Source organism: Streptomyces sp. NBC_00028 (genome assembly GCF_045041065.1).
Classification (GTDB): Bacteria; Actinomycetota; Actinomycetes; order Streptomycetales; family Streptomycetaceae; genus Streptomyces.
The window spans coordinates 6628895-6651576 of the sequence record NZ_CP108293.1; the positions used below are offsets into that span (position 1 = coordinate 6628895).

The window sequence follows — 22682 nt, forward strand, 5'->3', positions numbered from 1 at the left end:
GCCACACACAACCCGCACCCGCCAGCCAAGCCCGGCCACCCCACTCCATGGGCGAGCTGTCAGCCCCCCTCCGTAGACTGACCCCGTGAGCGACAGCGACGACCCCTTCGACGAGATCATCTCGGCAGAGACAGACCGCGACCCCGACCTCGCGGTCATCGAGGCCGGCAGCCGCACCCTGCGCACCCAGGGCACCCCGCCGGAGGCACAGGTACCGGCCCGCCCCGAGGACCCCGAGCTCGACAAGGCCCTCAGGGACGTCGAGGCGGAGCTCGCCACCCGCTGGGGCGAGACCAAGCTGGAGCCCTCCGTCAGCCGTATCGCCGCGCTGATGGACGTGCTGGGCGAGCCGCAGCGGTCGTACCCCTCGATCCACATCACGGGGACGAACGGCAAGACCTCCACGGCCCGCATGATCGAGGCCCTGCTCGGCGCCTTCGAGCTGCGTACGGGGCGCTACACCAGCCCCCACGTGCAGTCCGTCACCGAGCGCATCAGCCTCGACGGGGCGCCGATCTCCGCCGAGCGCTTCATCGAGACGTACGAGGACATCAAGCCGTACATCGAGATGGTGGACGCGCAGCAGCAGTACCGGCTCTCCTTCTTCGAGGTGCTGACCGGCATGGCGTACGCCGCCTTCGCGGACGCGCCCGTGGACGTGGCCGTCGTCGAGGTCGGCATGGGCGGCACCTGGGACGCGACCAATGTGATCGACGGGGACGTCGCCGTCGTCACGCCCATCGACCTCGACCACACCGACCGGCTCGGCGAGACGCCCGGCGAGATCGCCAAGGAGAAGGCGGGCATCGTCAAGCAGGACGCCACGGTGATCCTGGCGCAGCAGCCGGTCGACGCCGCTCAGGTGCTGCTCAAGAAGGCGGTCGAGGTCGACGCCACGGTGGCTCGGGAAGGGCTCGAGTTCGGGGTGGTCTCGCGGCAGGTCGCCGTCGGCGGGCAGCTGCTGACGCTGCGCGGGCTCGGCGGGGAGTACGCGGAGGTCTACCTCCCGCTGCACGGCCCCTACCAGGCGCACAACGCCGCCGTCGCGCTCGCCGCCGTGGAGGCGTTCTTCGGCGTCGGCTCGCAGCGGCCCGAGCCGCTCGACATCGACACCGTCCGCAAGGCCTTCGCGGCCGTGTCCTCGCCGGGCCGCCTTGAGGTCGTACGGCGGTCTCCCACCGTCGTCCTCGACGCCGCCCACAACCCGGCGGGCGCCCGCGCCACCGCCGAGGCGGTCGGTGAGGCCTTCGACTTCAGCCGGCTGATCGGCGTGGTCGGGGCGAGCGGCGACAAGAACGTACGGGGGCTGCTCGAGGCCTTCGAGCCGATCTTCGCGGAGATCGTGATCACGCAGAACTCCAGCCACCGCGCCATGGACGCCGACGAGCTGGCCGCGATCGCCGTCGAGGTGTTCGGCGAGGAGCGCGTCCAGGTCGAGCCGCGGTTGCCCGACGCCCTGGAGGCCGCGATCACGCTGGCCGAGGAGGAGGGCGAGTTCGCGGGCGGCGGTGTGCTCGTGACCGGTTCCGTCATCACTGTCGGCGAGGCCCGACTGCTTCTGGGGAGGGGCTGACCACCCGTGCGTACGCTCTGTTCTTCGACCCTGATCGGCGAGTTCTTCGTCATCGGCTTCGCCGCGCTGGTCGCGATGAAGGACGACGACCTGTCCTCGTCCACGGTGTGGACGGTCAGCGGCATCGCGATGTTCCTGTGTCTGGCGCTGTGCGGCGTGCTGACCCGGCCGGGCGGCGTCGCCTTCGGCTGGGCCCTGCAGATCGCGCTGATCGCCTCCGGGTTCGTGGTGCCGACGATGTTCTTCCTGGGCGCGATCTTCGCCGCGCTGTGGTGGGCCTCGGTGCACTACGGCCGGAAGGTCGACGAGGCGAAGGCCAGGTTCGCGGCCCAAGCGGCCCAAGCGGGACCGGCCGAGGGCCCCGCACCTGACGCTGCGTGACAGGCGGCCGGACACGCCCTGTAACCTCGGTCTTCCCGCACCCGCTTGACACGCTTGACTAAGGAGTCCCCTCGTGACGCAGCGCACCCTCGTCCTGCTCAAGCCCGACGCCGTTCGTCGTGGCCTGACCGGCGAGATCATCAGCCGTATCGAGCGCAAGGCCGGCTGGCAGATCACCGCGCTGGAGCTGCGCACGCTGGACCAGGAGACGCTGGAGCAGCACTACGGCGAGCACAAGGGCAAGCCCTTCTACGAGCCGCTGATGGTGTTCATGGCGTCCGGCCCGGTCGTGGCGCTGATCGTCGAGGGCGAGCGGGTCATCGAGGGCGTCCGCGCGCTGGCCGGCCCGACCGACCCGATCGCCGCCGCGCCCGGTTCGATCCGCGGTGACTTCGGTGTGATCGTCCGTGAGAACCTCATCCACGCCTCCGACTCCGAGGAGTCCGCGGAGCGCGAGGTGAAGATCTTCTTCCCGGGTCGCGCCTAGTCAGTGTGCCGGCGGTGAAAGTCCGGGGAGGTGCTCCCCGGACTTTCTTGGCATATGCGTGCCGATCGAGGGAACGCGCACCCCCGAACGCCCCTCTCCAGAAGCGAACAGCGTCGGCATCTGCTGACAATGGCGGAGACCCTTACGCAGTGTTCGTGCGGGCGCCACTACGATGGAAGCCTTCACGTCACAGCACCCACTTCGCCGACCTGAAAAGCCCTCAAAAGCTCCCAGGAAGGCCAGACGAATCCTGATGGGGAACTCAATGTCGTTCATCGGCCGTGACATGGCTGTCGACCTCGGGACCGCCAACACGCTGGTGTACGTCAGGGGTCGCGGGATCGTACTCAACGAGCCGTCCGTCGTCGCGATCAACACCAACACCGGTGGCATCCTGGCGGTCGGCGCCGAAGCGAAGAAGATGATCGGGCGCACGCCCGGCAACATCGTTGCCGTCCGTCCGCTGAAGGACGGCGTGATCGCCGACTTCGAGATCACCGAGCGGATGCTCCGCTACTTCATCCTGAAGATCCACAAGCGGCGGTATCTGGCTCGTCCGCGGGTCGTCGTCTGTGTGCCCTCGGGCATCACCGGCGTCGAGCGCCGCGCCGTCATCGAGGCGTCGTCCCAGGCCGGCGCCCGTCAGGTGCACATCATCGAGGAGCCCATGGCCGCGGCCATCGGCTCCGGCCTGCCGGTCCACGAGGCCACGGGCAACATGGTGGTCGACATCGGCGGCGGCACGACGGAGGTCGCGGTCATCTCGCTCGGCGGGATCGTCACCGCCCAGTCCATCCGCGTCGCGGGCGACGAACTGGACAACGCGATCATCCAGCACATCAAGAAGGAGTACTCCCTCCTCCTCGGTGAGCGGACGGCCGAGCAGATCAAGATCACGATCGGTTCGGCGTACGACCTCGACGCTGACGAGCACACCGAAATCCGCGGCCGGGACCTCGTCTCCGGGCTGCCCAAGACCGTCGTCATCTCGGCCGCCGAAGTCCGCAAGGCGATCGAGGAGCCCGTCAACGCGATCGTGGACGCGGTGAAGACGACCCTCGACAAGTGCCCGCCCGAGCTGTCCGGCGACATCATGGACCGCGGAATCGTTCTGACCGGCGGCGGCGCCCTGCTGCGCGGTCTCGACGAGCGGCTGCGCCGGGAGACCGGCATGCCGATCCACATCGCCGAGGACCCCCTCGACAGCGTGGCGCTCGGCTCCGGCAAGTGCGTGGAGGAGTTCGAGGCGCTCCAGCAGGTCCTGGACGCCCAGCCGCGCAGATGACGTAACTCTTCGATTCCGCCGTACGAGATGATCTCCTCTCGTACGGCGGATCGTTGATATAGAGACATAAGCTCGCCCATAGGCATCCGCGAGCGTTTGTACACCCGCGTACCTGAACACCTGCACATTCCTATGAGGAAGGCACGGCCGCCGCACGTGAGGGACACACGAGAGAGCCGGCTGCTCCTGGTGCTGCTGATCGCCATCGCGTTCGCACTGATCACGGTGGACATCCGCGGCGGGGAGGACTCACCGGTCGACGGTGCCCGTCAGGCCGCGGCCACGGTCTTCGGCCCGATCGAGGACGGCGTCTCCGCCGCGGTGAACCCGGTCGGCAACGCGATCTCCTCGATCCGCGACTCCGGTGAGCGGCACGACCGGCTCGCCGCCCTGGAGAAGGAGAACGCGGCCCTCAAGGCGAGGCTCGGCAGCGACGACCGCAACGCCAGCCGCCTCAAGCAGCTCAACAAGATGATGGGCATCGCGGCCGAGGGCCAGTACGGCATCAAGGGCGCCGAGGTCATCGCCATAGGAGCGGCCCAGGGCTTCTCCTGGACCATCACCATCGACGTGGGCTCCAACGACGGCATCAAGCGCGACATGACCGTCCTCAACGGCGACGGACTGGTCGGCCGCGTGACCACGGTCGGCCCGAACACCGCCACCGTGCTCCTCGCCAACGACCCCGACTTCACCGTCGGCACCCGCATGGAGGCCGGCGACGAACTCGGCTTCGCCTCCGGGCAGGGCGACCGCCCGCTGCGCGTCGAACTCCTCAACGGCAAGGCCGAGGTGAAGAAGGGCGACCGCCTGGTCACCTTCGGCTCGCAGGCCGACAAGCCCTTCGTACCCGGCGTCCCGGTCGGTGTCGTCGCCCGCGTCGACCCCTCCGGTGGCGGCCTGACCCGCACCCTCTACGTCACCCCGTACGTCAGCTTCACCAAGCTCGACGTCGTCGGTGTGGTCGTCGAGGCCCCGAAGAAGGACCCGCGGGACACGGTGCTGCCGAAGAAGCCGAAGCCGACCCCCACCCCGACCGTCACCGTCACGGTCACCCCATCGGCGAACGCCAATGCCGACGGCCAGTTCGAGCAAGAGCAGTAGGAGCTGATTCCCCGTGCGTGTCAACCGGATCCTGCTCTCCACCTCCCTCGTCGTCGTCGCCCTGGTCCTCCAGGTCAGCGTCCTGTCCAGACTCCATCTCCCAGGCGCCGTCCCTGACATCCTGCTGCTGACCGTCCTGGGCCTCGCCATGGTCTACGGCCATGTCGGCGGCGCCCTCGTCGGGTTCGGCGCGGGACTCCTCGCCGACCTCGCGCCCCCCGCGGACCACGCCGCAGGGCGTTACGCGCTGGTGCTGTGCGTCATCGGCTACCTCGCGGGCCTCGCCAAGCCGGAGAACGGCCGTCTGAAGTCGGCCACCGGCCCGATGGTCGTCGTGGTCGTCGCCGCCCTCGGCACGACACTGCTCTACGCCGGTGTCGGCGCCCTCGTCGGCGACACCGCCGCCCGTCATGTCGGCCTCGGCAGCCTCCTGTTCACGGCGGCGCTCTACGACCTGCTGCTCGCGCCCTTCGTCGTCCCCGGCATCATGTGGCTCGCCCGCCGCGCCGAGAACGACCCGCTCGCGGAGACCAACTCCTCCGCCAAGAAGGCCACCGACATCTCCTCGGGGTGGCTGTCGTCCGGGACGGGGCTGAAGATCGGCGGTCAGCGCGGTGGCCTCGGCTCCCTGAAGACCAAGGCACGGACGCGGACGGCGCGCGTCGGGCGTATCAAGGGGGTCAAGCGGCTGTGAGGGCGGGTGTGTTGCAGGCGGGCGTGTCGAGGGCGGATCAGGTGTCTGCGGCCTCGGACGAGTTCACTCGAACGTGTTTGCCGGGGTGGAACGAGCGCTCACAGGTCAGCCGTTCATCATTCGTACGCGCACACAACTCGGCGCACTGAGAGGGGGCGGCAGCCGCAGTGACCAACATCCCCGAGACCGGTCGGACTCCACGGGTCCAGATCAGGCTCATCGTGATCCAGATCCTCGTCCTGTCCCTCCTCGGCACCCTCGGCGGGCGCCTGTGGTACCTCCAGATCCGCGAGGGCGACGAATACGCCAAGGAGGCGTCGGGCAACCACGTCCAGCAGGTCGTCGAGCCCGCCGTCCGCGGCTCGATCCTGGACGCGCGCGGCGTGCCCATCGCGGACAACGAGACCCGGCTGGTGGTCTCCGCCTCCCGCACGGACCTGCTGAAGATGAAGGACGACGGCAAGGCCGTCCTCACCAAGCTGGCCAAGGTCCTCGGCATGAAGCCCGCGGAGGTCATGCAGAAGGTCCGCCTCTGCGACGCCAAGACCCCGCAACCCTGCTGGAACGGCTCGCCGTACCAGCCGATCCCCATCACCGACGAGGCCACCGCCAAGCAGGCCCTCCAGATCCGCGAGCGTGCCGAGGACTTCCCCGGCATCACCGCCGAGCCCGAGGCCGTGCGCCGCTACCCGAGCCCCGGCAACGCCAACACCGCCCAGGTCCTCGGCTATCTCTCCCCGGTCACCGACGAGGAGATCACCAAGGCCCAGGACACCGACTCGCCCTATCTGCGCTCCGACCAGGTCGGCCGCTCGGGGCTTGAGCGGGAGTACGACAAGGAACTGCGCGGCAAGGCCGGCGTCACCCGCTACGAGGTCGACAACCTCGGCCGTGTCATCGGCCAGGCCGAGGCGGACGAGGCCCAGCCCGGCGCCAACCTCGTCACCAGCATCGACTCCCGCGTCCAGCGCGTCGCCGAGTACGAGCTGAACGACGCGATGAAGGAAGCCCGCAAGCAGTTCGACGACAACACCGGCGAGAACTACAAGGCGGACTCCGGTGCCGTCGTCGTCATGGAGGCCAAGACCGGCCGGATCGTCGCCATGGCGTCCAACCCGAGCTACGACCCCAACGCCTGGGTCGGCGGCATCTCCGCCAAGGACTACAAGAAGCTGACGGGCAAGAGCTCCAACTACCCGCTGCTCAACCGGGCCATCCAGGGCCAGTCGGCGCCCGGCTCCACCTTCAAGGTGATCTCCACGGCCGCCGCCGTCGAGGCCGGCTACGACTTCGACGGCCGCTACCCCTGCACGAGCTCCTACTCGGTGGGCGGCCAGGTCTTCAAGAACTTCGAGTCGGAGAACTTCGGCCCCATCAACCTCGGCCGCGCGCTGGAGGTGTCCTGCGACACCGTCTTCTACGGCCTCGCCCACAAGGAGTGGCAGCGGGACGGCGGCATCAACCCGAAGAAGGGCGAGCCGAACGACTACTTCTTCAAGGCCGCCCACCAGTTCGGCCTCGGCAAGACCACCGGCATCGACCTGCCCAACGAGGTCACCGGCCGCGTCCCCGACCGCCAGTGGAAGCAGGCGTACTGGGAGGCCAACAAGGACGCCTGGTGCAAGACCGGCAAGAAGGACGGCACGTACGTCGAGAAGATCTCCTACGAGAACTGCCTCGAAGGCAACAAGATGCGCGCCGGTGACGAGATCAACTACTCCATCGGCCAGGGCGACACCATGGTCACCCCGATCCAGATGGCCACGATCTACGCGGCGATCTCCAACGGCGGCACCCTGTACAACCCGACGGTCGGCAAGGCCATCGTCAGCGCCGACGGCAAGAGCGTCGACGAGATCGCGCCCAAGTCCCACGGCAAGCTGCCCATAAGCAAGACCACGCTGGCCAAGATGGACGACGCCCTCGCGGGCGTGGCCACCCGCGGTACGGCCGCCTGGCGCTTCGCCCAGGTCGGCTGGCCGCAGGACAAGATCCCGATGCACGCCAAGACCGGTACGGCCGAGGTCTACGGCAAGCAGACGACGTCCTGGTTCGCCACGTACACCAAGGACTACTCGATCGTGATGACGATCTCCCAGGGTGGTACGGGCTCCGGCGCCTCGGGTCCGGCCGTCCGCAACATCTACGACGCGCTGTACGGCGTCGCCGACGACGGCACCATCACCAAGAAGAACGCGCTGCTGCCCACCCCGCAGAAGAGCCTGCCGAAGGTCCGCACGGACGGCACCATCAAGTCGCCGAAGGTGGCCAAGGACCCGGCCAAGGAGCAGCGGGTGAACCAGCAGGGCGCTCCCAAGCCCGACGAGACCACGCTGGCGGCGACCGTCGAGAAGCCGGCCACAGGCAACCGCAACACCCGCAGGCGGCGCCGCAAGCGCGGAAGCCGGAGGATGTGCACATGACCGGCAACAGCTTCTCCGTCTCCGGGTACGGCCCCGAACGCGCGGGCTGGACGCGGCTGTTCGCCCGTGACTCGCTGGCCCGCCGGCTGGACTGGCCGATACTGTTCGCGGCCCTCGCCCTGTCGGGGATCGGCTCGCTGCTGGTCTTCTCGGCCACCCGCAACCGCACCGAGATCAACCAGGGCGACCAGTACTACTTCCTGATCCGGCACATCATGAACACCGGCATCGGGTTCGCCCTGATGATCGGCACGGTCTGGCTCGGCCACCGCGCCCTGAGAACGGCCGTGCCGATCCTCTACGGCGCCTCGGTGTTCCTGATCCTGATGGTGCTCACCCCGCTGGGCTCCACGGTCAACGGCGCCCACTCCTGGATCGTGCTCGGCGGCGGCTTCTCCCTCCAGCCCTCGGAGTTCGTGAAGATCACGATCATCCTGGGCATGGCGATGCTGCTGGCGGCGCGGGTGGACGCGGGCGACAAGCCCTACCCGGACCACCGGACCGTGCTCCAGGCCCTGGGCCTGGCCGCCGTACCGATGCTGGTCGTCATGCTGATGCCCGACCTCGGGTCGGTCATGGTCATGGTCATCATCGTGCTGGGTGTGCTGCTCGCCTCCGGCGCCTCCAACCGATGGGTCTTCGGACTGCTCGGCACCGGGGCGATGGGCGCGATCGCGGTCTGGCAGCTCGGCATCCTGGACGACTACCAGATCGCCCGCTTCGCCGCCTTCGCCAACCCCAGCCTCGACCCGGCCGGCGTCGGCTACAACACCAACCAGGCGCGGATCGCGATCGGTTCGGGCGGTCTGACCGGCTCGGGCCTGTTCCACGGCTCGCAGACCACCGGCCAGTTCGTGCCCGAGCAGCAGACCGACTTCGTCTTCACGGTCGCGGGCGAGGAACTCGGCTTCGTCGGCGCGGGCCTGATCATCATCCTGCTCGGCGTGGTGCTGTGGCGGGCCTGCCGGATCGCCCGGGAGACGACGGAGCTGTACGGCACGATCGTGGCCGCGGGGATCGTCGCCTGGTTCGCCTTCCAGTCCTTCGAGAACATCGGGATGACCCTGGGCATCATGCCGGTGACCGGCCTGCCGCTGCCGTTCGTGTCCTACGGCGGAACCTCCATGTTCGCGGTGTGGGTCGCGGTGGGCCTGTTGCAGTCGATCAAGGTGCAGCGGCCGATGTCGGCGTAGGGCCAGGTCTTTCGGCGCGTGCCTTTTACTACGGGGGAGTGGGATGTCCGAGGAGTACGTGGCCGTGTGCCCGGTCGACGAGGAGCTGGCCGACCGGCTGCTGGCCCTGGCGGAGCTGGACCTGACCGACGCCGACACGGTCGGGGCCCGGCTCGGCGAGGCCGGGTGGCATGACTGGTCGGAGGCGGTCAGCGGTCCGGCGTACGAGGAGACACCCGACGTCCCCGAGGCCACCCATGTCAGCCCGCACGGCCACTTCGTCACCGCCGACGGCGACGGCACGCTCTATCTGCCCTTCGCCTACCTCTACACCGTGGACGGCGGCCTGCTCGACGAGGACATCTGGGGCCCCGTCCCCGGCTGGACCAGCCAGGAGGGCGCCTGGCGGCCGGAGTTCGACGCCCACCACGCCACCGTCGTCCAGCGCTTCACCGACCGCCTCGGCCTGCCGCACCACGACATACGCCAGCCCAGGTACAACACCCGGTACGTCAGCTGGCGCCTGGAGCACAACGTACTGATCGTCGGACAGGGCCCCGAGCCACTGTCGTACGACCAGTTCGAGGACGCCCATGTCCTCCTGCTGTCCCGCACGGCGAAGGACGCGCCGTTCTCGGACAGCGAGGCGATGCGGGCCCTGCTCACCTCCTGATTCCCCGGAGATTCCCGGGGATTCGGCGTCGGCGCCCTCTGCCGTCCCGCCCTGACTCCGTCTAGATTCGGGTCATGGCGGACACAAAGCGCGAGATCGAGCGGAAGTACGAGTCCGACGACAGCGGACTGCCCGACCTCACCGGCGTCGCCGGGGTCGCGGCCGTCATCGACAAGGGTGTCGCACACCTGGACGCCACCTACTACGACACCCACGACGAGCTCCTCGCAGCGTCCTCGATCACTCTGCGCCGCCGCACCGGTGGCACCGACGCCGGCTGGCACCTGAAGTTCCCCGTCGCACCCGGCGTACGGGACGAGATCCAGGCACCCCTGTCCGACACCGTGCCCCGCGTCCTCGCCGGACTCCTCCGCTCCCGGGTCCGGGATGCCGAGCTGCGGCCCGTCGTCCGGCTCCGCTCCGACCGGGACGTCCGTCATCTCGTCGACGCCGAGGGCGTACTCCTGGCCGAGGCGAGTGTGGACGCCGTACGCGCCGAACGGCTCACTGAGGGCGGCGGCACCGTCCAGTGGACCGAGATCGAGATCGAGCTCGCCGACGGCGGCGACCCCGGCTTCCTCGACAAGGTGGAGAAACGGCTGCGGAAGGCGGGCGTACGGCCGTCCGGGTCGGCGTCCAAACTGGCGCGGGCGCTGGCGGAGACCGACGGAAAGAGGAAGCGGAGGAGGAAGGGCGGCCGGCCGGCCGCCCCGGAGACCGCCGGGGACCATGTCCTCGCCTATCTCCGCGCCCAGCGGGACGCGATCGTCGAACTCGACCCGGCCGTACGGCGGGACGTGTACGACTCCGTGCACCGCATGCGCGTCGCCACCCGCCGGATGCGCAGCGCGTTCAGGTCGTACGGCCTGGTCCTGGACCGTGCGGTCACCGACCCGATCGGCGCGGAGCTGAAGTGGCTCGCCGGCGAACTGGGCGTGGACCGCGACCAGGAGGTACTGACGGAACGGCTGGCCGCCCGCCTCGACGAACTGCCGCGCACCCTGCTCACGGGCCCCGTGCGCACCCGGCTGCGCACCTGGTCGCACGCCCGCAGCAGCGGATCGCGCCGCCGGCTGATCGCCGTACTGGACGGAAAGCGGTACCTGGACCTGCTCGCCGCCCTGGACGCGCTGGTGGCCGATCCGCCGGTGCTGAAGGCGGCCGACGGGAGGCCGTCCAAGGTGCTCCCCAAGGCCGTACGGAAGGACTTCGGGAAGTTGACGGAGCTGGTCGAGCAGGCGATCGAGCTGCCCTCCGGCACCGACCGGGACCTCGCGATCCACGAGGCGCGCAAGAAGTGCAAGCGCACGCGGTACTCGGCGGAGGCGTCGGTCAAGGCGCTCGGGGAGCCCGCCGTCGATCTCGCCCGGTCGATGAAGACCCTCCAGGGCCTGCTCGGCGACCACCAGGACAGCGTGATGGCCCGCGCGGCCCTGCGTGATCTCGCGGGTCAGGCGTACGGGGCGGGGGAGAGCACGTTCACGTACGGCGTGCTGTACGGGCACGAGGAGCGGCGGGCCGAGCTGGTCGAGCTGGATCTGCCCGTCACCTGGCCGTCGATCAAGGGCGACATGGAGGTCTGAACGGCCGGGCCGGAGTGATCTGAACGGCCGGGCCGGAGTGATCGGACGGACAGGGGCGGTCCGCGCTCGCGTTACGCTAGATGGTCACCCCTGTCAGTCCACGGAAGTGCGAGATGTCAGCCGAAACCGCCGAGTCGGTGTTCCCGCAGCTCGAAGCTCTGCTCCCGCATGTGCAGAAGCCGATCCAGTACGTCGGCGGCGAGCTCAACTCCACGGTCAAGCCCTGGGAGTCCTGTGACGTCCACTGGGCGCTCATGTACCCGGACGCCTACGAGGTCGGGCTGCCCAACCAGGGCGTCATGATCCTCTATGAGGTACTGAACGAACAGGAGGGCGTCCTCGCCGAGCGCACGTACAGCGTCTGGCCGGACCTCGAGGCGCTGATGCGGGAGCACGCGGTCCCGCAGTTCACGGTGGACAGCCACCGCCCGGTGAAGGCCTTCGACGTCTTCGGTCTGTCCTTCTCCACGGAGCTGGGCTACACCAACATGCTGACCGCGCTGGACCTGGCGGGCATCCCGCTGGAGTCGAAGGACCGCGGCCTGAACGACCCGATCGTCCTCGCGGGCGGCCACGCGGCCTTCAACCCGGAGCCGATCGCGGACTTCATCGACGCCGCGATCATCGGCGACGGCGAGCAGGCCGTGCTCGACATGACGCGGATCATCCGCGAGTGGAAGGCGCAGGGGCAGCCGGGCGGCCGCGAGGAGGTCCTCTTCCGCCTCGCGAAGACGGGTTCCGTCTACATCCCGGCGTTCTACGACGTCGAGTACCTCCCCGACGGCCGTATCGCGCGCGTGGTCCCCAACAAGTCAGGCGTCCCGTGGCGTGTGTCCAAGCACACGGTCATGGACCTGGACGAGTGGCCCTACCCCAAGCAGCCCCTGGTCCCGCTCGCCGAGACGGTCCACGAGCGCATGTCGGTGGAGATCTTCCGCGGCTGCACCCGCGGTTGCCGCTTCTGCCAGGCGGGCATGATCACCCGCCCGGTGCGCGAGCGCTCCATCACGGGCATCGGCGAGATGGTCGAGAAGGGCCTGAAGGCGACGGGCTTCGAGGAGGTCGGCCTGCTCTCCCTCTCCTCCGCCGACCACACGGAGATCGGCGACATCGCCAAGGGCCTGGCGGACCGGTACGAGGAAGACAAGATCGGCCTCTCGCTCCCCTCCACCCGGGTCGACGCCTTCAACGTGGACCTGGCGAACGAGCTGACGCGCAACGGCCGCCGCTCGGGCCTGACCTTCGCCCCCGAGGGCGGCAGCGAGCGCATGCGCAAGGTCATCAACAAGATGGTGTCGGAGGAGGACCTCATCCGCACCGTCGCGACGGCCTACGGCAACGGCTGGCGCCAGGTGAAGCTGTACTTCATGTGCGGCCTGCCGACGGAGACCGACGACGACGTCCTCCAGATCGCGGACATGGCGATGAACGTGATCGCCAAGGGCCGTGAGGTCTCCCGCTCCAACGACATCCGCTGCACGGTCTCGATCGGCGGCTTCGTCCCCAAGCCCCACACCCCCTTCCAGTGGGCGCCCCAGCTCTCCGCCGAGGAGACGGACGCCCGCCTGGAGAAGCTCCGCGACAAGATCCGCGGCGACAAGAAGTACGGCCGCTCCATCGGCTTCCGCTACCACGACGGCAAGCCCGGCATCGTGGAAGGCCTCCTGTCCCGCGGCGACCGCCGCATCGGCGCGGTCATCCGCGCGGTCTACGAGGACGGCGGCCGCTTCGACGGCTGGCGCGAGCACTTCTCCTACGACCGCTGGATGCAGTCCGCCGACAAGGCCCTCGCCCCCTTCGGCGTGGACGTCGACTGGTACACCACCCGCGAGCGCACCTACGAGGAGGTCCTCCCCTGGGACCACCTCGACTCCGGCCTCGACAAGGACTGGCTCTGGGAGGACTGGCAGGACGCCCTCGACGAAACAGAGGTCGACGACTGCCGCTGGACGCCCTGCTTCGACTGCGGGGTGTGCCCGCAGATGGACACGTCCATCCAAATCGGCCCGACGGGCAAGAAGCTGCTGCCGCTTACGGTCAAGAACGCTGCGCCGGCGCCTAGCGGTCACGCCCACTGAGGTGAGCGAGGCGCTTGATCGGGTGGTTGAAGCCTTTGTCGGGGTCGAGCCAGGTCGAGATTGCCGCTGTGCTCACCACCGCTGGGCGTGTCGAGTCGTCGGCAGCTGATGCTGGAGAGCCGCCCTCGAACGCCTCTGCCAGAGCCTGGAGGGTCCTCGGGTATCCATTCTGAAGTCGAGTGGGTCTGACCTTTCCGGGCCTCGGGTACGCGGCCGTGCAGGCTGCTGAGCCTCCTTCCGTTTGAGGAAGGGGGCTCATCGCTTTTGGCCTCGATCCCGCAGTGCCGACTGATGAACCTTTGGTTACGCTCTAAGGGCGGTGACCTGCGCGGATAGTCGAAGTGGGTCGCATTTGGCAAGTCTGTAGGCGAGGCGGCCGTTGCTGGATACAGTCGTCTCATCACTCCTGGTTGTGGGGGCAACCAGAGCTCTGGTCGGCGGTGCCGACGTCCTGGGGAGGGCTTGCAGCGCATGAGTCGTCGTTCTAGCGGTTTTGTTGGCGTCTGGGCTGATATACAACGTCAGCAACAGCGGGAGCTGGAGGCTGAGGCCAGACAGCAGCGGGAGCGGGCGAAACAAGCGCGTGCCTACCAGCGACATACTGCGCAGGCTCATCGCGAGTATCGGCAAGCGGAGGCAAGGCAGCGCACCGAGGAGTTGGACGCGCAGGTCGCGTCGCTGCAAGGTGTGCTCGCTGCCGGTTGCCGGGCCCCGGCCTTCAGGGCGGCTTCGTTGATGCGCTCCGAAGCGCTGCAACCCTTCTCGCCGGGGCCACTGGCAGTGCCCGTGCCCATGCCGGACCCGAATCAGTACCAGGCCCAGGGCGGGTGGACCGCGAGTCGACGTGCGCATGCAGAGGCCGAGGCGCGTGCCCGCTTTGAGCGTGACTGGCATGCGGCGCAGGCCGCTGAGGCTCAACGGCAGCAGCAGTTAGCCGCCCAGCAGCGTCAATACGAGCAGTGGGCGGAAGCGCAGCGGTCGGAGGTGCGTCGGTACAACGCTGGCATCACCGAGGTGACCGAAGGGGTTCGACAAAGGGAGCCGGGTTCGGTCGTCGAATACTTCACGGCGGCCCTCTACTCGTCGACGGCTTGGCCCGAAGGGTTCCCCCGGCAGGTTGCGGCAGCTTACGACCCAGCGGCACGACAACTGGTGCTCGACTGGGAGTTGCCGGGATACGGGATTGTCCCTGAGGCGAAGTCGGTGCGGTACATGGCGTCCATTGATCAGGACAAGGAAACGCCACGTCCTGCGGGCCAGCGTCGCGCGTTGTACCGCGAGGTTCTCGCGCAGTGCATGCTGCTCGTGTTGCATGAACTATTCGCGGCGGATGAGTTCAACGCGTTGGAGTCCGTGGCGCTGAACGGGTTCCTGGACGACCATGATCCGGCGACGGGGCGACTTGCGCACATCTACCTGGCGACCGCGATGGCGCAGCGATCCGTGTTCACCGGGTTGCACTTGGAGCAGGTGGACGCAATCAGTTGCTTGACTGATGCCCTTCGGGGCCAACTTGCGACTCGACCGGACCAACTCGGCCCCGTGCGGCCTGCCCGCAAACCGCAGGATGTCGGAAACCGCGTGGTCGCTCACGGAGGCGACGAGGAACCGGATCTCTACGAAATGGATCCGATCGCCTTCGAGTCTCTTGTTGCCGACCTTTTTCGGGCCATGGGGATGCAAGCCGTGACGACCCAACGCTCGAACGACGGTGGCGTGGATGTTGATGCCGTTGATCCCACGCCCATCCGGGGCGGCAAGATCGTCGTTCAGGTGAAGCGCTACCGCAACACCGTGCCCCCCACGGCCGTCCGTGACCTGTACGGCACTGTGCAGGACGCCGGCGCCAACAAGGGCGTCCTGGTGACGACAGCGGGGTTCGGTCCGGGCTCGCACACCTTCGCCAACGGCAAACCGTTGGAACTCATCTCGGGCGGCGAACTCATTGACCTGCTCCACCGGCATGGACTGCGCGGACGCCTGGGGGAGGGTGGGCGAGCAGCAGCAACACCGCAGTCGGCGCCTCCGAGCGCCACGACCCCGCCCGACGACTACAACGTGTTGGGCATGTCCTGGTCCGGCCGCGTTGCGCTCGACGTCTGTGCGCTCGTCTGCTCCGGGAATCGAGTCCTCAGCGACGACCACTTCGTCTTCTTCAACAACCAGCAGACGCCAGATCGCTCGGTGTGTGCGCTCCCTGCTACGGCGCCGGACAAAGCGGCAATCCGAGTCTCCTTCGACTCGCTGCCGGGGAATGCCGACCGCTTCGTCCTGGTGGCGGCCGTCGACCCAGAGGTCAATCCGCAGGCGGATCTGTCCGGGTTCACGGATGCGTGTATCCGTTTGCTCGACCCGGCGATGGCAGAACTCGGCCGACTTGAGGTCTCCGACGGGCGTCCTGGGGAGACCGCCCTCGTGCTCGGGTCATTTCGGCGCAGGGCCAGCGGGGACTGGGACTTCGTGCTAGGCGGCAAGGGTTACACGGGGGGATTGGAGCAACTTGTGCAGGACTACGGCATCGTCGTGGAGTGACCTCTCTGGGCTCATCTGTAAGTCTGCGTTCGACCGCAGATGGGCACGGCGATACAAATCGGGCCGAGCTTGCGAAGTTGCTGCCCTTGACGGTCAAGAAGGCTGGTCCGGCGCCCGCTTCGAGCGGTCACGCGCACTGAGGCGAGCGAGGCACTCGATCAGGTGATTGAGGCGCTGGCAGGGGCGAGGGAGAAAGAGTTGCAGGCGGCGCTTGTTGCAGCTGGCGCTTCGACTTCTCGCCCCGCAGCGTTGTCGACGTCCCGTCGGACGCCACCTCCAGGCCCTGGAGACCCGTCGCGGATCGCCTCTTTGGGTGGAGTGGGTATGAGCCCCGGGGCCTCCTTTCGGTCATATCATCTACTAGGCGCATGATTTGCCCGGTCTGTAGCCACGATTACTGGCATGGCGACTTCGGGGGCGAGACGCAGTCGGTTCGGTGGTTTGGGGCAGTGGTGGGGCGTCCTGGCCGGGGCGCTTCTCATCGCGGCATGGATCAATGCGGCAGCCGGCCCAGTGGTGATCATCGTCCTCTCGGCCTCGGTCCTGCTGTGGTCCTTCTTCCAAGCTCCGGTGACCTGCGGAGCCCCGGTCCGGGGACGGACCGACGGCTGCCGTAACAACGCCACCGGCATTCTCATGGGCTGCCACATTCATCAACATCGCTGGCAGAAGCTCAAGATGCTGATTCTCCGGCGCCGCGTGCGCGAGTTCTGCTCCGGGTTGTTCTCGGACGGCAAAGCAGCCCTCGTGACCCTCGCGGCGGTGGGCAGCTTTATTTCCGGGCTGGTGGCGCTGATCCCGGGTGTTGCTGTCTGACGCGACCGTGCAGTTTCCGTCATACGCCTTTGCCCGCAGATGGACACGGCAATACAAATCGGGCCGACCGGGAAGAAGCTGCTGCCTCTTGCGGTCAAGAACGCGGGTCCGACGCCGGCTGCGAGTGGTCACTCTCACTGAAGTGAGTGACGCGCTGCGGCATGTGATGGGCGCCTTGGAGGGCGGCAGCGAGGGAGAGGCGGCTGCTGTCCTCAGGGCGCTCGGCGTCGAGGCCGATCGGCGGTTGCCCGCGCGGGAGACACCGAGAACGCCCCTGCCGCCTCCTGGAGGCTCGACGGCTGTCCATTCCGAGGTGGAGTGGGTCTGAGCCTGCGTGAGGGCGGGAGAACCTCGCACTCGGCGGCTGTCGCCTGAGTGGCTGCTCTCGGTTCGCGACGTGCCTCTTGGCTTCCTAGCGTGGTGACGTCTGCTACCGAGGAGGCGACATGCCGCTGAGTGAGCCGCCTGGGGGGAGTCCTGGTTGGGGGAGTCGAGATGAAGCTTCGCCGCCTCCTGGGCGGTGGGCGTCACCACCTGTGCCTCCGCAGAAGAGGCGGCGGGGCCGTGGATGTCTCTGGGGATGCGCCGGCGCCGTGGGTGCGGTGGTCGTCATCGTTGTCGTGGTGTTGGTGATCGCACTCGCGGGCGGCAGCGATGAGAGCACCACCTCTGCTCCCAGCGCGACCACGACCCCGGCGACGCGGCAGGGGGAAACGCACGGACCGCAGACGGAGCGGGACGACCTCGTCAGCTTCCAGCTCGACGATCGCTCGCAAGCCGGTATCACCGACATCTGGCTCGTCTGGACGATCAAGAACAGCAGCAGTGAGAAGTCCGACTACTCCTGGAAGTGGGAGGCGGTCGACGCCGACGGCACTCGCGTGGAGAACGGTTCGCAACTGGAGACGGATGTGCGGCCCGGCCAGACGGCCAAGGGCGAGTACCCCACGACGCTCAAGAGCGTGAAGGGCATCAAGCTCAACATCACCAGCTTCGACCGCACCGCCAGCTTGATGTGACGGTGTGAGTCTGGGAGCCCCCTTCCTGATCGGGAAGGGGGCTTTCTGGTGGGGTGGGTGGTGGGGGTTGTGGGTCATTCGGGTGCTCGCGGGTACCCGAGGCGTGTGGATGTGTGTGGTGTCTCCATGGCGGGAGGCAGTGATGAGGGGGCCGGAAGGTCCGCTGGAAGCCGTTGCCGGGGCCTTGGACGCGCTCGGGACGGGGGCCTATCTGGCGGATGAGCAGGGGCTGATCGTCGCCGTCAATGGACGTGGTGAGCGGCTCCTGGCACGTCCCGCCGCTGAGCTGGTCGGCCGGGACGCCCATGAGTTGCTGCACCGCACCAGCTGCGGGGAACCCATGCCGAGGGCCGAGTGCCGGATACGGGACAGTGTCCTGGGCGGGGAAACGCAGCAGGGGGAGGACGAGTGGCTGCAGCGCGGCGACGGCACGCTGTTGCCGGTGCGATGGCTCGCCACCCCCTGTGACACGGCCACGCTCATCCTCTTCCACTCCGCCGGGCGCCAGAAGCGGCCCGTACAGCGGTCGCCGGCCGCCGGACGGCTCTCCGAACTGGAACGGCTGGCCCTGCTCGCCGAGACGACCACCCTGCTCACCTCGACCCTGGAGATCCACGAGGGGCTGCGCCATCTGATCGCCCTGGTGGTGCCGCGCATCGCCGACTGGGCGGTCATCGACCTGATCGACGAGCGCGACGAAGTGTCGCGCTTCGCGGTCGCCCAGGCCGAGGGCGGCTCCGTGGTCTTCCGGGAGGACCTCCAGGGGCCCATGCCACCGGTGCTCCAGGAGTCCCAGATGCCCCTGTCCCGCGCTCTGCGCGGCGTCGCGTCCTCTTTCGCCGGTCCCGAGACCTACCAGGGCCCGCCCGACTCCGGGATCGCGATGGAGCAGCGGCGCCTGTTCGAAGCGACCGGCATGCACTCGGCCGTCGTGGTGCCGCTGCGCAGTCTGCACGGTGTGATGGGCGCCCTCACCCTGGGCCGTGCCGATCAGCCGGAGCGGTTCACCGCGAGGGACACCGCCCTGCTGGAGGACATCGCCCGCCGCGCCGGCATGGCCCTGGAGAATGCCCGCCTCTACCAGCGTCAGCGCAAGGTCGCCGAGACCATGCAGCGCCATCTGCTGCCGAAGCTCCCGAACTCACCCGGCCGCAGCATGGCCGTCCGCTACCTGCCCGCGCCGGACGCCTCCCACGTGGGCGGCGACTGGTACGACGCGTTCACGCTGGCGGATGGTGCCACCGCCCTCGCCGTGGGGGACGTCGTCGGTCACGATCTGGAGGCCGCGGCGGGCATGGCGCAGCTGCGCAACATCCTCAGGGCGTACGCGGTGTCCCAGCAGCAGCCGCCGAGCAAGATCGTGGAGTGGCTCGATCAGGCGACGACGCAGGGCATCGCCGAGGTCTCCATGGCCACGCTGGTCTTCGCCCGCATGACGGAGAGGGCGGGCCGGTGCGAGCTGTCCTGGACGAACGCCGGTCACCCGCCTCCGCTGCTGGTCACGCGCGAGGGCGTGGCCCGCTATCTGACCGACGGTCAGGGAGTCCTCCTGGGTCTCCTGCCCGAACAGGCCCGCCCCGACGGGATGGTGGAGCTGCCGCCCGACTCCACCCTGGTCCTCTACACCGACGGCCTGATCGAGTCCCGCGCCCGCACGCTGGACGACGGCCTGGACCGACTGTGCCGCCACGCCGCGGCCCTGGCCCACCGCCCCCTGGAAACCTTCACCGACGAACTGCTGGCACGCGCCCGCCCACCGGACAACGACGACGACGTGGCCCTGCTGGCCGTGCGGTACGTGCCGGGCCTGTCCGGTTGACCCGTCCGCCCCCCCCGCAACAGGGTCAGGGCGTGTCGTAGGTGTCGTGCCGGCGCCACCAGGCGTACGGGTCGGACTGGGGGTAGGTCTCCGGGGAGTCCTCCCAGGTCTCCTGGCGGCCCAACTCCTCGTGGAGGAGAGGCGGCTGACCCGCGGCCGCGATGCGCCGGCGGCCGGGCGCCGCCGCATGCCCTGGCTGATGGTGGACAAGGCGTACGAGGGCGAGGGCCCGGACGGCCGCGCGACCCTCCGTGACCTGTTCCGTCACCTTCCTCTCGGTCCCCGTCCAGGGCCCCCCGCCACGGCCAGTTTGGTGCGGGCGAAGTCGTGGTTGGCGGCCACGCGCTCGCGGTGCTGCGCGGGCAGCTTGCCGTCGTCCAGGAGCTGCTCGCAGGCCTCCAGCGACTCGCGGTAGGCGCCCATCCAGTACGCGGCCACCGCCAGCTCGTCCAGGGCCCGCCAGTCGTACCAGGCGTGCTCGACGAAGAGGATGTCGTCGGGCGGCGCGAGCTCCGCGGCGCGCCGCGCGAACAGATAGGCGAGCGGCCAGCGTTCTCCCCGTGTCCGGCACAGATGGGCGAGCTCGCCCAGCGGTTCGGCACGGGTGGGCCGGTGTTCGTGGGCCTCCAGGAAGCGGGACATGACCTCGGGCGTACGGCGCTTCAGCGTCAGGGCGAGGCGCGCCGCGTAGAGCCGGGAGCAGAACGCCTCCTCGGCGAAGCCGTCCATGGCCGCGCGGCGGTCGTAGGCGGCCAGGGCCTTCGCCGGCTCGTCGGCGTCCCGCCAGCTCTGGGCGAGATAGAACGCGTACCGGGTGTTGCCGGGCTCCTTGGCGAGGCCGTCCTTGAGGAGCGCCGCGTCCCGCAGGTACTTCGCGCGCGGGCTGCCCTGCGACCGGCCACCGCCGCCCATGATCACCATGTGGACGCCGGCGAGCGATGCCCGGCTGAACTCCGTGTCGCACTCCAGGTATTCGTGCAGTACGCCGACGTACCGCCACGGGAGACGGGTCGACACCAGCGTCGGGCGCCAGTGGACGACGGGGCCGTGGCGTACCCGCATGTCGTAGCAGTCGTGGGTGAGCGTCGGCAGGGTGAAGCCGGGCTCGGTCTCCAGTACGTCGTCGGCATCGATGAACAGCAGATGGCCCGCCCGCTCCCGGGCCCGCTCGATCGCCTCCGTGCGGCTCGCGCCGAAGCCGCGGAAGGGGCTCTCGTACAGCGCTCCCGGCAGGTCGGCGAGGGTCTCGCGGACGATGTCCTGAGTGCTGTCGGTCGAGCCGGTGTCCAGGATCACCCAGCTGTCGATCAGGGGTCGTACGGACTCCAGGCAGCGTCGGATCACATGCGCCTCGTTCTTGACGATCATATTGAGGCAGACCGCGTTTGTGTTATTCATGGCATTTTCTTTTCTCTGCAGAAAAGGACCGCCCGGTGAAATTATCCGGCCCCGGGGGTGCGTGCAAGGAGCCACCGGCGAAAGGGCAGGTATAGGTATTCCCATGGTCATCGCCGCGCAGCTCCCCCCGCCTCGCGAAGAATTCCGGCCCGATGTCGCGGACGCTCCCGCGCGGGGCCGGGTGACGCTCTGGCTGGGGCCGCTCGCCCTCGCCCTGGGCCTGGGCGCCTTCAGGCTCACCGGCTCGCTGCTCAGCCGCGACGAGCTGGTCACCTGGGACATGGCCGGCCGCGACACGGACCGGATCCTCGCCACGGTGCGCAACGTCGACGCCGTACACGGCACCTATTACCTGCTGATGCACGGTTGGATGGAGCTCTTCGGGGATTCCGTCCTTTCGCTTCGGCTGCCCTCCCTGTTCGCGGCGGCCGGAGCGGCGGGCGTCGTCGCGCTCCTCGGGAACCGGCTCTTCGGATATCGGGCCGGAATTCTCGCCGGGATTCTCTTCGCGCTCGTCCCGGCGGTGAGCCGATATGGCCAGGAAGCCCGCTCCTACGCGCTGGTGATGCTCGCCGTCGCCCTCGCCACCCTCCTGCTGCTCCGCGCCCTGGACCGGCCGCGCGGCCCCTGGCGCTGGGCCGCCTACGCGCTCGCGCTCGCCCTCACCGGACTGCTGCATCTGATCGCGCTGTCCGTCGTGACCGCCCACGTCTGTCTGCTCGCCGCCCACGCCCGCCGCGACCGCTTCCTGTGGTGGCGGGCCGGTCTCGCCCTCGCGGCGGTCGCCGCGGTGGTCGTCCCGTTCGCCCTGCTCGGCCGCTCCCAGGCCGGACGCCAGCTGTACTGGGTTCCCGCGCCCGACGGCTGGGCGCTGCTCTCCCTCCCCGGCGAGGTCTTCGCCTCCGCGGTCGGCGCCGGAGCCCTGATCGCCCTGGCCCTGGCGGCCCGCTCGGAACGCAGGGCACCGCTGCTGCTGTGCGGCACCTGGGCGCTGCTGCCCCCGGCCCTGGTCTGGGCCGCCTCCCACGGTGAGGTCTCGTACTTCCGCGGGGTCTACGTCCTGTTCACCCTCCCGGCCTGGGCCCTGCTCGCCGGTTCGGGCCTCGCCCCGGCCCGGCGTTCCTGGAAGGCGGCGGCGTCGGTGGTCGTGGCGCTGGCCCTGCTCACGCTGCCGGACCAGCGGCAGGTGCGGCTGCCCTTCGAGCACAACGCCCCGGTGCCCCTCGACTACGCGGCCGCGGCGGAGGTGATCGAACGGCTCCACCGGCCCGGGGACGCCGTGGTCTACGACCGCTTCGACAGCTGGCAGCTCGACGGTGGTGTGCGGTACTACCTGCCGCATGAGCTGAAGCTGCGGGATGTCTTCCTGGCGCGGACCCCGGCCGAGATCGACGATCTCTACACGGTCCAGTGCCCTGTCCCGGAGCTGTGCCTCAAGGGTGAGCGCCGGATCTGGCTGGTGACGCAGGGGACCGACTTCCCCTTCAACGCGATCGATCCGGCCCAGGCGGGGGCCTTGCGGAGCCGGTACAGGATCTCGACGAGCACGCAGGTGACGGGGATGACGGTGAGTCTGCTGGAACGCAACGGTGCGGCAGGGGGTGCCCGGCAGTCCTGACATGCTGCCGGACAGCCCCTTGCCGTG

Annotated in this window: 18 protein-coding genes and 1 pseudogene; 18 read left to right on the forward strand and 1 reads right to left on the reverse strand. The window is 68.9% G+C overall.

The genetic code is table 11. From position 1 onward, the window contains the following. Nucleotides 1-85 precede the first annotated feature (85 nt). From OG885_RS29815 to OG885_RS29895, 17 genes and pseudogenes are all read left to right on the forward strand, one after another. On the forward strand, nt 86-1573 hold the full coding sequence (locus OG885_RS29815) for a bifunctional folylpolyglutamate synthase/dihydrofolate synthase (RefSeq protein WP_405737206.1): 1488 nt from the start codon (nt 86-88) through the stop codon (nt 1571-1573). 6 nt (nt 1574-1579) lie between these two features. Then, nucleotides 1580-1954: a DUF4233 domain-containing protein gene (locus tag OG885_RS29820; protein WP_405737208.1), complete on the forward strand. Its 375-nt coding sequence runs from the start codon at nt 1580-1582 to the stop codon at nt 1952-1954. Nucleotides 1955-2027: 73 nt separating this feature from the next. After that, nucleotides 2028-2441: a nucleoside-diphosphate kinase gene (gene ndk / locus OG885_RS29825; protein WP_399956309.1), complete on the forward strand. Its 414-nt coding sequence runs from the start codon at nt 2028-2030 to the stop codon at nt 2439-2441. Between the two features lie 265 nt (nt 2442-2706). After that, entirely contained in the window at nt 2707-3726 is a 1020-nt protein-coding gene (locus OG885_RS29830) for a rod shape-determining protein (protein WP_004931372.1), read from the forward strand. Between the two features lie 156 nt (nt 3727-3882). Next, a complete protein-coding gene (gene mreC / locus OG885_RS29835; protein WP_405737211.1) occupies nt 3883-4830 on the forward strand; it encodes a rod shape-determining protein MreC in 948 nt (315 codons plus the stop codon). Between the two features lie 13 nt (nt 4831-4843). Next, a complete protein-coding gene (gene mreD / locus OG885_RS29840; protein ID WP_405737214.1) occupies nt 4844-5524 on the forward strand; it encodes a rod shape-determining protein MreD in 681 nt (226 codons plus the stop codon). A gap of 167 nt (nt 5525-5691) precedes the next feature. Beyond that, nucleotides 5692-7947, forward strand: coding sequence for a penicillin-binding protein 2 (mrdA, locus tag OG885_RS29845; protein ID WP_405737217.1), 2256 nt, complete (start codon nt 5692-5694; stop codon nt 7945-7947). Beyond that, entirely contained in the window at nt 7944-9140 is a 1197-nt protein-coding gene (gene rodA, locus OG885_RS29850; protein WP_399956298.1) for a rod shape-determining protein RodA, read from the forward strand. The genes mrdA and rodA overlap by 4 nt, the downstream gene beginning before the upstream one ends. Before the next feature lie 43 nt (nt 9141-9183). Continuing rightward, nucleotides 9184-9792 (forward strand): hypothetical protein, encoded by a 609-nt coding sequence (locus OG885_RS29855; RefSeq protein ID WP_405737219.1) that lies wholly within the window; start codon nt 9184-9186, stop codon nt 9790-9792. A 74-nt stretch (nt 9793-9866) separates the two neighbouring features. Continuing rightward, nucleotides 9867-11375: a CHAD domain-containing protein gene (locus OG885_RS29860; RefSeq protein WP_405737221.1), complete on the forward strand. Its 1509-nt coding sequence runs from the start codon at nt 9867-9869 to the stop codon at nt 11373-11375. Nucleotides 11376-11488: 113 nt separating this feature from the next. Next, complete coding sequence (locus OG885_RS29865) at nt 11489-13453, forward strand: TIGR03960 family B12-binding radical SAM protein (protein ID WP_405737224.1); 1965 nt, start codon at nt 11489-11491, stop codon at nt 13451-13453. A 471-nt stretch (nt 13454-13924) separates the two neighbouring features. Continuing rightward, nucleotides 13925-15985 carry a restriction endonuclease gene (locus OG885_RS29870; RefSeq protein WP_405737226.1) on the forward strand — a complete coding sequence of 687 codons (2061 nt, stop codon included), beginning with the start codon at nt 13925-13927 and terminating at the stop codon, nt 15983-15985. Nucleotides 15986-16387: 402 nt separating this feature from the next. Then, nucleotides 16388-16801: a hypothetical protein gene (locus OG885_RS29875; RefSeq protein WP_405737228.1), complete on the forward strand. Its 414-nt coding sequence runs from the start codon at nt 16388-16390 to the stop codon at nt 16799-16801. Nucleotides 16802-16943: 142 nt separating this feature from the next. Beyond that, nucleotides 16944-17129 carry a hypothetical protein gene (locus tag OG885_RS29880; RefSeq protein WP_405737230.1) on the forward strand — a complete coding sequence of 62 codons (186 nt, stop codon included), beginning with the start codon at nt 16944-16946 and terminating at the stop codon, nt 17127-17129. A 265-nt stretch (nt 17130-17394) separates the two neighbouring features. Next, a complete protein-coding gene (locus OG885_RS29885; RefSeq protein WP_405737232.1) occupies nt 17395-17820 on the forward strand; it encodes a hypothetical protein in 426 nt (141 codons plus the stop codon). Nucleotides 17821-17962: 142 nt separating this feature from the next. Continuing rightward, on the forward strand, nt 17963-19639 hold the full coding sequence (locus OG885_RS29890) for a SpoIIE family protein phosphatase (RefSeq protein WP_405737235.1): 1677 nt from the start codon (nt 17963-17965) through the stop codon (nt 19637-19639). Between the two features lie 130 nt (nt 19640-19769). Beyond that, nucleotides 19770-19844, forward strand: a pseudogene (locus OG885_RS29895) (DUF899 domain-containing protein); the annotation flags it as partial. 59 nt (nt 19845-19903) lie between these two features. Here the strand turns inward: OG885_RS29895 and OG885_RS29900 are convergent. Continuing rightward, on the reverse strand, nt 19904-21037 hold the full coding sequence (locus tag OG885_RS29900) for a glycosyltransferase (RefSeq protein ID WP_405737237.1): 1134 nt from the start codon (nt 21035-21037) through the stop codon (nt 19904-19906). A 103-nt stretch (nt 21038-21140) separates the two neighbouring features. Between OG885_RS29900 and OG885_RS29905 the strand changes: the two genes are divergently transcribed. Continuing rightward, nucleotides 21141-22655: a glycosyltransferase family 39 protein gene (locus OG885_RS29905; RefSeq protein ID WP_405737239.1), complete on the forward strand. Its 1515-nt coding sequence runs from the start codon at nt 21141-21143 to the stop codon at nt 22653-22655. Nucleotides 22656-22682: the final 27 nt, after the last annotated feature.